Annotated in this window: 13 protein-coding genes and 1 pseudogene; 4 read left to right on the forward strand and 10 right to left on the reverse strand. The window is 36.4% G+C overall.

The features are described 5' to 3' along the window. The first annotated feature begins 9 nt into the window (after nt 1-9). The gene (egtD, locus tag G504_RS0115470) at nt 10-984 is read left to right on the forward strand and encodes an L-histidine N(alpha)-methyltransferase (RefSeq protein ID WP_019671106.1); all 975 of its coding nucleotides are present in this window, start codon (nt 10-12) and stop codon (nt 982-984) included. After that, nucleotides 981-1,260: pseudogene (locus tag G504_RS18865) on the forward strand (DUF427 domain-containing protein). The gene egtD and the pseudogene G504_RS18865 overlap by 4 nt, the downstream one beginning before the upstream one ends. A gap of 52 nt (nt 1,261-1,312) precedes the next feature. On the opposite strand, the gene G504_RS0115480 reads toward G504_RS18865, so the two are convergent. Both G504_RS0115480 and G504_RS0115485 read right to left on the reverse strand, forming a co-directional pair. Continuing rightward, on the reverse strand, nt 1,313-1,609 hold the full coding sequence (locus G504_RS0115480; RefSeq protein WP_019671108.1) for an isoamylase early set domain-containing protein: 297 nt from the start codon (nt 1,607-1,609) through the stop codon (nt 1,313-1,315). Nucleotides 1,610-1,762: 153 nt separating this feature from the next. Continuing rightward, nucleotides 1,763-2,848, reverse strand: coding sequence for an aminotransferase class V-fold PLP-dependent enzyme (locus G504_RS0115485; protein WP_019671109.1), 1,086 nt, complete (start codon nt 2,846-2,848; stop codon nt 1,763-1,765). 61 nt (nt 2,849-2,909) lie between these two features. On the opposite strand from G504_RS0115485, the gene G504_RS0115490 reads away from it, so the two are divergent. After that, nucleotides 2,910-3,293 carry a 2TM domain-containing protein gene (locus G504_RS0115490; RefSeq protein ID WP_019671110.1) on the forward strand — a complete coding sequence of 128 codons (384 nt, stop codon included), beginning with the start codon at nt 2,910-2,912 and terminating at the stop codon, nt 3,291-3,293. Continuing rightward, on the forward strand, nt 3,293-3,793 hold the full coding sequence (locus tag G504_RS0115495; RefSeq protein WP_019671111.1) for a dihydrofolate reductase: 501 nt from the start codon (nt 3,293-3,295) through the stop codon (nt 3,791-3,793). Before G504_RS0115490 ends, G504_RS0115495 begins: the two co-directional genes overlap by 1 nt. 81 nt (nt 3,794-3,874) lie before the next feature. Here G504_RS0115495 and murI read toward each other — a convergent pair whose 3' ends face one another. From murI to G504_RS0115535, 8 genes are all read right to left on the reverse strand, one after another. Beyond that, nucleotides 3,875-4,663, reverse strand: a complete 789-nt coding sequence (gene murI, locus G504_RS0115500) for a glutamate racemase (RefSeq protein WP_019671112.1) — start codon at nt 4,661-4,663, stop codon at nt 3,875-3,877. A gap of 213 nt (nt 4,664-4,876) precedes the next feature. Further along, on the reverse strand, nt 4,877-5,386 hold the full coding sequence (locus tag G504_RS0115505; RefSeq protein ID WP_019671113.1) for an OmpH family outer membrane protein: 510 nt from the start codon (nt 5,384-5,386) through the stop codon (nt 4,877-4,879). A 48-nt stretch (nt 5,387-5,434) separates the two neighbouring features. Beyond that, nucleotides 5,435-6,262: an OmpH family outer membrane protein gene (locus tag G504_RS0115510; RefSeq protein WP_019671114.1), complete on the reverse strand. Its 828-nt coding sequence runs from the start codon at nt 6,260-6,262 to the stop codon at nt 5,435-5,437. Nucleotides 6,263-6,362: 100 nt separating this feature from the next. Then, on the reverse strand, nt 6,363-8,969 hold the full coding sequence (locus G504_RS0115515; protein ID WP_019671115.1) for a BamA/OMP85 family outer membrane protein: 2,607 nt from the start codon (nt 8,967-8,969) through the stop codon (nt 6,363-6,365). Between the two features lie 4 nt (nt 8,970-8,973). Beyond that, nucleotides 8,974-9,714, reverse strand: coding sequence for an isoprenyl transferase (locus tag G504_RS0115520; protein WP_026348624.1), 741 nt, complete (start codon nt 9,712-9,714; stop codon nt 8,974-8,976). Nucleotides 9,715-9,722: 8 nt separating this feature from the next. After that, entirely contained in the window at nt 9,723-10,409 is a 687-nt protein-coding gene (gene porG, locus G504_RS0115525) for a type IX secretion system protein PorG (protein ID WP_019671117.1), read from the reverse strand. Nucleotides 10,410-10,524: 115 nt separating this feature from the next. Then, nucleotides 10,525-11,406, reverse strand: a complete 882-nt coding sequence (locus G504_RS0115530; RefSeq protein WP_019671118.1) for an NAD kinase — start codon at nt 11,404-11,406, stop codon at nt 10,525-10,527. 87 nt (nt 11,407-11,493) lie between these two features. Continuing rightward, the gene (locus G504_RS0115535) at nt 11,494-12,150 is read right to left on the reverse strand and encodes a CBS domain-containing protein (protein WP_019671119.1); all 657 of its coding nucleotides are present in this window, start codon (nt 12,148-12,150) and stop codon (nt 11,494-11,496) included. Nucleotides 12,151-12,189: the final 39 nt, after the last annotated feature.

Here is a 12,189-nt window from a genome sequence, read left to right on the forward strand (position 1 = left end):
AAAAGCAGTATGCAAGAAAAAGCAACAATATTATCAACGTCTCAATTCCACAAAGACGTCTATACCGGGCTAACTGATTTCCCTAAACACTTATCTTCAAAATATTTCTATGATGCAAAAGGAGATAAGCTCTTTCAGGAAATCATGGATATGCCGGAATATTACCTGACGAATAGTGAATATAAAATTCTTGACAAGTTCAAAGATGAAATTTGCCATGTGTTTTTTAAAGATTCGGAGGAATTCGACCTTGTTGAACTTGGAGCAGGAGATGGAAAGAAAACAAAGATTCTGTTACGACATCTTTCTTTAAAAGGGATCCCTTTTCAGTATATCCCCATTGATATTAGTGAGAATGCCCTGAATGAACTTGAGGTGTCTATAAACAATGAACTTCCGTCAGTGAAAATTAAATCATTGCAGGGAACCTATTTTGAAACCCTGGAACAGTTGTGCAAAATGCAGCACAGGAAAAAAGTTATTATGTTTCTGGGATCAAATATTGGCAACTTACTTCATCCTCAGGCAATAGAATTTTTGAGGAATATACAAGAGCTAATGAATAAAGACGATATTTTCTTTATTGGCTTTGATCAAAAAAAAGATCCACAAACCATTCTTAATGCCTATAATGACAGCGCAGGTATTACCGAGAGATTCAACAAAAATTTGTTAGCCAGAATAAACGTGGAATTAGATGCTGATTTTGATCTGAATAAATTCTCGCATTGGGAAGTATACGATCCGGAATCAGGTACTGCCAAAAGTTATTTGGTTGCCAGGGAAAATCAGACCGTTCGTATTAATGGTCTTGATCTTACAGTAGCTTTCGATGCTTGGGAAACTATACATACTGAAATTTCCCAAAAATATGATGACAAGGTAGTCTTATGGTTAGCTGATAAAGCCGGCATGAGAATAAGCAGTGTTTTTAGTGATGAAAATAAATTTTACAAAAACTATATTTTAAAAAAACGGATATGAAAGCCTTATGGAATAACGCAATTATTGCTGAGAGTGACGACACAATTGTAGTTGAACAATCATTACTTTCCGGCTGAAAGTATTAAAAAAGAGTATTTCAAAGCCAGTACTACCCACAGTAGTTGCCCATGGAAAGGTGTGGCTTCCTATTATACACTGGACGTCAACGGAAAGGAAAACAAAGATGCTGCCTGGTACTATCCCGAGATCAGCGAGCTTGCAAAACAAATAAAAGGTTTTGTTGCCTTTTGGAAAGGAGTAGAAATTGTGGAATAAAAAAGCCGGGAGTTTTCCTGAACATCCCGGCCTGTAAAATCCTGATTGTTAATTACAATTCTAAAACAGCATTTTCTGAACCAGCGAAATCGTTCCACTGATAGCGGTCTGCCTCTGTTTCATTAATGAAGTCCCCATCTACGATATACTTAAACTCGAACGTTTTCTCTTTTGGTAAATCGAACGTTCCTTTAAAAGTTCCGTTTTTTAGTTTTTTCAACATGCTTCCTTTTGGATTCCAATTGTTGAAATCTCCTACTACAGCAACTTTTTCTGCATCTTTAGCAGGTACCGTAAAAGTTACCTTACAAATTGGTTTTGTTTTTAAATATTGTTTTGCGATTGACATGATTTTTAATTTTTATGATTAAGGTGCAAAAATAATACATTAAATAGCTCATTTCCAATGACTAAAATCATAATTATTAATTTCTTAAAATATTAATGCCTTTTAGTTCACTTTGGCAAAAAGGGGTAGTTTCTTTTTGCAACTAAGTAATTCCTATATCTTTTTTCTAATGATCTCCAATATGAAATCAATATCTTCCACCGTATTATAATAGTGAAAACTAAGCCGGATGCCATTCCCGCGCCTGGAGCATACTACATTTGCTTCAATTAAATGATTGAATAACCGATCATCACCTTTAATATTAAAAATAGTGCTGTGTCGGGGTCTATGGAGAACATCGCTATTTAATAAGCCTAATTCCCTAAAACCTTTAAGAGCCCTGGTACTTAAATGCTCGTTATAAACTGTAATTTCTTTCATTCCAATATCATTGAGCAGTTCCATAGCAAGTTTCAGGCTTCCAAAATTTAGACTATCCAGATGACCGGGCTCAAAATGCTTATTAAATGGTATTGTTTCCTTCGCAAGGATAACTGCATTTGCAGAATTGAAGCCCGTGGCTTTTATACTGAACCTTCCTTTGGCCGAATCCCTGAATAGCATAAATCCATTACCGGTTCCTGCCAAAAGCCATTTATAACCACTTGCCCCGAGTACATCTATCCCTGAATTTTCAAAATCAATATCAAAAGCTCCACAAAACTGTGTGCCGTCTGCAATGATTAAAAGTTGCGGAAATTCTTCTTTTAATGATTTCAGGAAATCCAGGTCTACCCGAATACCGTTTATCCATTGAACCAAGCTAAGAGCAAGCACTGTCACAGAATTGGTCTTAACTTGCTCTTTAATATTCTCCTCTAACTTATCATCAATTTTAGCATAAGAAATTTGAAATCCTCTACTTTCAAAAGGCCAGTTGACGGAAGGATAGTCATTTTCAAGTAACAGTATATGTTCTTTGCTATTTAATCCTTCAAGCAACAGATTCAGCCCTAAAGAAAAATTTGGAATTAGAGCAACCAGATCCTTTTTACAATTAAAAAAATCGCCAATCAATACCCTTGCTTCACTTATGAGCCCCATACTATCAATCTTCATGGTGCTACCACCTACAAGATAATCCAAATCGTGATTTTGGCGCCACTCTAAAAGCTCCTCGCCCAAAAGACCAAATGCAGCTGTATTTGCATAAATAGCATGATTAAGAACAGGATATAACTTTCTATATTTTAGCATCCGGGATATTTATTGAAATTTTTGATTTACTGTATCTTTGTGTCTAAAGATAAGTATAAGAATGTCTTCCAAAAATAAAAGTACATCCGGTATAGACAGAGAGCAGCATGAACAGCTGGAGTATGCGCATAAGCGGATCCGGCAGAAAAAAAATCTTTATGTCCATTTTGTGCTATTTCTGATCGGGAGCATATTTCTTATTTTGATCAATAAAATTCTCAAATATGGCGAAGAATATAATTGGTTCCTATGGGCCATCACATTTTGGGCATTCTTGTTTGTAGTGCATTTGGTAAATGTCTTTATAACCCAAAAATTTATGGGAATTGATTGGGAAAGGAAACAACGGGAAAAATTAGTTGCAAAACAAAGGCAACGGATCAGGGAACTCCAAAAGGAAATTGAAACAGATTTTCCCATGACCAATTATAAAAAAAAAGAGTAGTGGGTAAAATTATTATGATTGCTGCCATTGGAAAAAATAATGCCCTGGGAAAGGATAATGACCTCCTATGGCACCTTCCGGATGATTTTAAACGTTTTAAGCAATTAACAACTGGTCACAAAATTATTATGGGCAGGAAAACATTTGAAAGTTTTCCAAAACCTTTGCCAAACAGAACGCATATAATTATTACACGAGACCCAAATTACAATCCGGATTTGCCTTCCTGTATTGTAGTTCATTCCATAGAAGAAGCAATACAATTGGTATATGATGATGACATTTCCTTTATAATTGGTGGAGGGGAAATCTATGAATTGGGGATGCCATATGCGGATGTTTTGGAAATAACCAGAATCCATGAATCTTTTGAGGCTGATACCTACTTTCCGGAAATAGATGAAAAGGTATGGAAGCAGACCAAAGAGGAATTTCACCCGGCTGATGAAAGACATAAATTCGATTTTACCTATCTCACTTACCTAAGATATACCTCTTAGGAATTACTGAAATTACCATTTTTGACCTTCAGCAGAAAGTCACATTTCACAAGATTACACTTATTTTATTAGTGGCTTTTATTAAAAGTCCAGATATGAGATTTGTTTTAAATTATCGTCATCTTCCAGAAAAGAAGTGAATATCTCAATATCGTTATTGGTGAAGAACTGTATATTTCCAGGTGATTTTTTTGGATTTTGGAGATTAGATTTCTTAAGGACTGCCTGGGTTTGTCTGGCTACGGCGGCACCACAATCAATAATGTTCACATGAGGCGGCAGTATTTCTCTTAAGACAGGGATTAAATAGGGATAGTGCGTACACCCCAATACAATATGATCCATATTTGCTTCGAGCATAGGCTTAATATAGCCAATCAATAATTGTCTGGTCTCTGAGGAATTTAATTTTCCGGCTTCAATTAATGGAACAAGACCAGCACCCTCACGTTCAACAATGTTTATTTCTCCGGCATGGTCTTTTGAGGTTTTCAGAAATAGACTACTACTCAGGGTTCCTCTGGTTGCAAGCACTCCTACGGTTCCTGTTCCAGAATTTAGAGCTGCAGGTTTAATAGCCGGCTCAATACCTATAAAAGGAACATCATACTTTTGTCGTAAATGAGATATGGCATTGGTTGTAGCTGTATTACAGGCAACTACAATAAGTTTACAACCCTTTTTCAGCAAAAGTTCAGTGTTCTTAACACTTAATTTAATTATTTCTTCTCTACTTCGTTGACCATAGGGTGCATTTTTACTATCTGCCAAATAAATAGTATCCTCATGGGGCATAAGCGCGTGTATTTCTCTCCATATTGAAGTACCTCCTACCCCTGAATCAAAAATACCTATGGGTTTTACATTCATGCAAAATGTGGTTTACCAGAAATGATTTTCAAAAACAAATTTATACATTCCTAAAACAAGCTTCCAGTTCTTAAACCATTATTATGCTCCCGCATATTTATCTGCCACCAAGTCATTGGCTGTCATATATGAAATGCGCACTGGTTCTCACTAAGAAATAAAAAAACTGTCCTTGTGGGACAGTTCTAGTATTATTTGATGAAAAAACAAAAATTAGAATCCTAATTCCTGTTTTACTTCGGCCAATAGGTCTTTGCCTTTTGCAACAATTAAGCCTCCACCCTGAGTGGCATCGATTACGTAATCATAGCCTTGTGCTGCAGCCACTTTCTCTATAGCTGCTTTGGCTTTTATTGAAATTGGTTCAAACAATTCTGCTTGTTTCTTGGCCAATTCCTGCTGCGCAGCTTGCTGAGCATCTCCTATGTTCTTTTCAAAACCCTGAAGCTCCTGAGCTCTTTTTTGGTTCTCCTCTTCAGATTTTGTAGTAGCTTCATTGGAGTACTGCGTATACTTGTTCTTTAGCTCCGTCATTGAACTTTCAATATCTGCCCGGTAAGTTTCCTGAAGTTTTTTTAGTTCTGCCTGAGCGGCTTTCATTTCCGGCATCTCACCCAATAATTCCGTTACATTAATATGGGCGATTTTGCTTTGTGCATGTACAAAACTAGTAGCTGCTACAAATAAAGCTATGGCTATTGCTACATTTTTAAACTGTTTCATGATTTTGATGTTTACTATTTGAGTGTTAATTAAATTATTTTTCAAGTTTTAGTTATTAGTTTCTTCTTTATTTTCAATTATTTGATTTCGTTCTTCTGCTTTTTCTTTCTTCTTTGCTTCCCTCTCTTCCAGTAATTTCTTTCTTCTCTCTTCATAAGCTTTCTTACGCTCTTCTCTTATTCTCAGTTGCTCTGCCCTTCGCTCCTCAGCCGTTTTGATTCTTGTTTCTTCTGCCTGCTTGGCCATTGCCTGTCTTTCGAGAAGTGCATCACTTATTTCCTCTTCTTCAGGGTCTCCTTCAAAGTTTTCCAGCTGGCTTTTGGTATTCTCCTTCTTTTTTGGTGCACTTACCTTCCTGGTCCTTGCTATCCCCCTTAACACCAATTCACTTATGTCATGTCTTTTTTGGGAGTACAACATTACAACATCCGCCGATTTATCAAAAATAAAATCGTATTTTTTATTTGATCCGATTTTTTGTACTTCATTAAAAACCTGATCCTGTATTGGCTGAATTAATCTTTTCCTTTGCAATACCAAATCCCCGTTAGGACCGAACCGATTTTGCTGATATTCAATCATTTCCTTTTCCAGAATCTGTATTTCTTCTTCTCGTTCAAGGATGAGTTCATTTGTCAACAAGACTTTTTCTGCCATTAAATCTTTCTTCATCTGATCCACTTCGCTCTGCTTCTGCTCCACTTCTATTTTCCACCGCTGAACTTTATTTTCCAATTGCTCACTGGCATCGCGGTATTCTTCCACATTTTCAAGGATATACTCCATGTCCACATAACCAATTCTTACACCACGTTGCGAAAATGTGTTAGACCAAAGCAATAAACCAACAAATACTAAAAGAACTTTTGTCTTCATAATTCAATTCGTTTTATTACATAGAAAATATCGTGCCAAAATTACTATTTATTTTAAAATGAGTGGATTAACCTAAAATATTATTGGAAAAATTGCTTAGTTAGAACTGTTGCCCTATAATAAAGTGCGTTTGCCAGCCGCTTGGACCGCCACCCGCAGACTGTGGACGGCTATCTTCATCGAAACCATAACCAAAGTCAATCCCCAATAAACCAAATGCCGGCATAAATATCCGGACACCCACTCCGGCCGATCGTTTTAAAAGAAACGGATTATATTCCTGAAAATTGTTGAAATTATTTCCTGCCTCTAAAAAAGATAGGGCGTAAATAGATGCAGATGGCTTTAACGTTAATGGATATCGAAGTTCCAGCGAATATTTATTAAATACAATTCCACCTTCCTGTTGCCCGGTAAGAGGATCAAGTGGCGTAATGGAGTTATTCTCATATCCTCTTAATTGTATGGTCTCTCTTCCATCCAATGTAAAATTACCTGCCAGACCATCTCCACCCATGAAGAAACGTTCAAAAGGCACCTTACCCAAATCACTGTTATAACTACCAAGAAAACCAAATTCAACATTAGTACGCAAAACCAGTTTACCTACTATACGTGTATACCAATCTCCTTTAAATTTTATTTTAAAATACTCTAACCATTCAAACCTCTCTTGCTGAATTGTCTCCAGTTCACTGATTTCGTCTTGCGTCAAAGGACGTTGCTGACTAATTTCACCAAGCTCAGTAGTTCTTTCCTGCAATGCTGCATAGTCCGTATTGCTAAAGAGAGAATAAGGAGGGGTTAACTTGGCAGTAACCTCAAAAATAGAACCTGACAAAGGGAAAATTCTTCCTGGGCCTGCAGAACTCCGGGATAGTCCCAAAGTATAGGTTAGGGAATTAGATGACCCATTACCAAACTGAAAAAGACCGGAATTGTAATTCTGAAAATCATATAATTGATATCCCAATGCATGAGATATAGTAAAAAAGTCATCCGGCCATTGTAATCTTTTGGCAAGTCCAATAGAAATCCCTGTTATGGAAAACTGCTGATCTTTATTGACTTCAATTCTTCCTGAAGTGCTGAAAGATGCGAGGAATTGCTGTGTCCTGGAAAACGACATGTTAAACCTTACCGGTTTCTTACCACCAAGCCAGGGTTCCGAAAAATTAAGACTATAAACCCTAAAAGTTCTACTGGCTTGTAAGCGCAATGCAAAAGTCTGGCCATCTCCCATAGGTACCGGTTTATAGGCCTTACCATTAAATATGTTTTTTATAGAAAAGTTATTAAACGACAAACCGAGGGTTCCTATAAATCCCCCACCGCCATAACCTCCCTGCAGTTCTATCTGACTCGCTCCTGATTCCACAAGGCTATACTTCAAATCAACCGTACCGGCATTGGGGTCCGGGTTTAAAATATCTGGTTTAATTTGTTCGGCATCAAAAAAGCCAAGTTGCCCTAATTCCCTTACACTACGGACTATGTTGTCTTTGCTGTATTTCTGACCGGGTCGAGTTCTTAACTCTCTGAAAATTACATGATCATTGGTTTTGTCATTCCCCTCAACATAGACATGATTTAAAAAAGTCTCCTTCCCTTCAATTATCCTGATTTCAAAATTTATAGTATCATTTTGGGCTGAAACTTCAACCGGGTTTATTTGGGAAAACAAATAACCATTATTTTGATAAAGGTTGGTGATGTCTTCCGCATCGGGTTTACTATCATCGGCTATTCGTTCTCTTAGAAGAACCCCATTATAGGTATCTCCCTTATTGATGCCCAAAACCTGATTTAGCTGACGATCTGTATAAACCGAATTACCTACAAATTCTATATTCCCGAAATAGTACTTATTCCCCTCCTCTACCTTAATATCAATATTTATTTTCTTGTCATTTAGAACAGTAATGGAATCTGAGAGTACCCTGGCGTCCCTATACCCTTTCTCTGCATATTTATCGACCATTCTTGCGAGATCTTCCTGATAGTCTGCCTCAATATATTTAGATTTTTTCCAAACCCTCCCAAATTGTTGTTTCTTCGTATTCTTCAATGCTTTGCGAAGTTGCTTGTCCGAAAGCATTTTATTTCCATCAATGGTAATTTTTTTAATCTTTACCTTATCTCCGGTCTTAATATTAACCACCATGCTTTCCGCATTTGTGTCCGAAGTGTCTACAGCAGTGGCAATCGTAACCTTGGCATTTAAATAACCATCTTTCTTATATTTATTTTCAATATAGTTTCTGGTATTTGAAATAAAACTCTCCGTAACCTTTTTGCCTTTTTTAAGATCGGTTTCTTTAATTATTTCATCTATCTTTTTCTTTTTAATCCCATAAACCGTAACCTTAGATAAGGTTGGCCTTTCCACTATGTCAAGTTCCAGGAAAACCTTATCTCCTTCGATATTTGAGATATAAAAATTAATATCACTAAACAATTCCAGGTCCCAAAGTTTTTTAATTACTGCACTAATTTGATCACCGGGAACGGTTATAGGCTGTCCTTCCCTTAGGCCGGTAAATGTTTTGACTGTCTGCTCGTTATAACTTTGCAAGCCTTTAACTTCAATTCCCCCGAGTATATATTTTTTACCATTCCCATAGGGAGTTTCCTGAGCAGAACTGAATGTAGTAAAAAGGAGTAGTAAAAATAAAATCAGAAGTTCAAGTGATATGAACTTGTTCATATCGCTAGTTGAGTTGTTCGCTAGTTTTTCCAAATCTTCGTTCTCTGTGCTGATAATTCTTTAAAGCCTCTAACAGATGATGCTCTTTAAAATCGGGCCAAAATACATCAATAAAATATAATTCAGCATACGCTATCTGCCAAAGTAAAAAATTGCTAATCCTGTGTTCACCACTGGTGCGGATTAGCAAGTCTACGTCTGGTAAATTTCGCGTGTAAAGATGGTTATTAATAATGGTTTCATCAATATTTTCGGGAGAAATTATATTATTTTTAACTTTGGTACTAATGCTTTGAATTGCTTTTTTGATCTCCTCTCTGGAACCGTAACTTAAAGCAAGGGTCAGCGTCATTGTTGTATTGCTGCTTGTCTTGGCCATTACTTCTTTTAGTTCTGCGAGAGCCCTCGAAGGAAGAGATTCAATATTACCAATGGCATTTAACTTTATATTATTCTCGTTAAGTGTGTGAAGTTCTTTTTTTAAGGAAGACACCAGTAATTTCATTAAGGTATCCACTTCTAATTTAGGTCGCTTCCAGTTTTCGGTAGAAAAGGCATATAGGGTAAGATACTTTATGCCAAGCTTAGAACAATTTACGGCTACATCCCGCACTGCTTTTACACCATGCTCATGACCAAAAACACGCAATCTTCCTTTTTGCTTAGCCCACCGGCCATTACCATCCATTATAATAGCCAGATGCTTTGGAAGTTTCCCGTTTTTTAAATCATCAATAGAATCCATCATATGTCTTACTCAAAACAATCGGAACATGGTTTTCTGCCAAAGGTATAAGTTAGTGTAATTCCTGAGAAAACGTACCAATCATCACTAAAAATATTTCCGAATCTGAATTGTTCAAAATTAGATCCTTCAGGATTACTGCCATCCAAATTGTCAGTAAAAGTCAATCGGGCTCCTATTTCCGCACCAATAATTAAAAACTGCGTTAACCTCGCTTTTGCTCCAATGGTCATCGGAATAGCAAAAGAACCGTCTTTTTGACCCAAATCCTGCACTTGTCCGGCATCAAAATATTTATACTCATATCTGAAATATGTAATTCCAGTATATAAATAAGGTGTAAATGCGGGTCCTAATTTATGCAAATTATATTCAACAAAATTAAATTCCAGTCCTGCGGATGCTTCCAGCAGAGAATTATCCATATTGTATGCCCTTTGCCTTCTTGAAGAAATACTCGATTTTGCATCATCTGCAGTAAACTCTCCATATATCAAACTAGCTCGCCAGGCATAGCGCTTACTTTTATTCCATTTAAAAATTCCACCAAATGCCGGACCTGAAGGAGCTATATAGTTCATTCTTCCAACATCTCCAATATTATTGACCCCTCCTGCATAAATCCCAACTTCATAAGTTTGGGCATTTATTAAACCATAGCCAAGTAAAAGAAAAACAATAATATAAGCTCTCATTAAACTCAAAAGTTTGCAAATATAATTAATATGGTATTTTAGACCTATTGTCTTGATACCTCTGTTTACTTTTGATAAACAGTATTTGCAGTTATTTATTGTTTTCGGGAAGTATCTAATTCCGCTTATCCTGTCCCCAAAGCAATTTGTTTCTAATGGTTTCTAAAAAGCTCTCGGAAGTATAGGCAATCATTTTTATTTTAAAAGGAGCCTTTTTAATCGTAATTTCTTTACCATTTTCGATCGTGGCAATCCGTGAATCCAAGGAAACAAGGTGATTTTCCTCTCGTCCCGAAACTTTTAGCCGTATTATTGTATCGTCCGAAATAACCAGGGGTCTTGCGCTTAAATTATGGGGGGCAATCGGGGTTATTACCAAAGATTGCACTCCTGGTAAAATTACCGGACCTCCGCAACTCAGTGAATATCCCGTAGATCCTGTTGGCGTTGAAACAATAAGGCCATCTGCCCAATAGGAGGTTAGATATTCATTATTGAGATGTGTTTCCACAGTTATCATAGAAGTAGTATCCTTTCTGCTTACGGATACTTCATTTAAGGCGTAATTCATATCCTTGAATTCAGGGATATCAAAATCTGCATTTACTTCTACCAAGCTGCGTTCATCTATGGAATAGCCTCCTGAAAGAAATTCAGTTACAACTCTTCTGACTTCTTCCTTTTTTAAAGTAGAAAGAAATCCGAGTCTGCCCGTATTTACCCCTACTATAGGAATTCCCAGATCACGGACATAAGTTATAGCTCTAAGAATTGTTCCATCCCCTCCAAAGCTCACAAACATTTCAAAAGACGAATCCAATCCAACTTCCCGATCGAAGGTAGTGTAATTTTCTATTTGCCTTGCTGCAGATAACTGTTCGTAAAAATCAGATTCAATAGATACTTCTGCGTCAACATTCTTGCATTCATCCAATAATTCAACAACATAATCGATAGCTTCAGTCTGGTAAATCTGAGCATATATCGCAATTTTCATAGTACACAGGTTTATGAAATCATTCTTTTTTTAAGGAGGATGATGCAACTGAAATTACTTTTTTCAGAATATTTAACCGCATAAAATTTAAACATTAAGGTATTTATCCAGATAATCCGATCTTTCTTTTAAATTCTCAATAAACTGATCATCCTTGTTACCAAAGAGTATGTTGTAGTTGTATCGTCTGAAAGTATGGACTACCTCACTAAAATTACCGGTGCTTATTTTTATTGTAATTTGTAAAATATCATTTCGAATATCTGTAATAAATGCGCCAAGCAACCTGGTATTATTGCTTTCAACAATCTGAGATATTTCGCTAAAAGAATAGTCCTTTATGTTTTTTTCCAATACCAGTATTCCACCTGGTTCGGTAAAAAAAGGGGTGTCTATGAATACTCCTACTATATCATTAAGATCATAATACCCCAAAACCTTATTTTCTTCATCCAAAACCGGCAATAAATTGCATTCATTTCTGGCAAATTTTTCAAGGACATCCAGCCATGACGTGCTTTTAAGGACAAAAAAGGACTCAAGATTATATTTGTAGTCCTCTATTTTTTTTTCGCTCTCAAAGGTTTCAAGATCATTCTCCGATAAGACCCCCAAAAAATAATTATTCTCAACGATAGCTACATGCGAATAGGTCGTATGCTTAAAAAAGTGAATGACCTTTTTGAGTGTTTCTTCCAAATTGAAAACCGGAATCGTATTGATTATGTGAGATTGAATCTGCATGTCATTAAAATCTTACGCAAAATACTAATTTTAAATATC

This window comes from Eudoraea adriatica DSM 19308, assembly GCF_000382125.1.
GTDB classification, from domain to species: domain Bacteria; phylum Bacteroidota; class Bacteroidia; order Flavobacteriales; family Flavobacteriaceae; genus Eudoraea; species Eudoraea adriatica.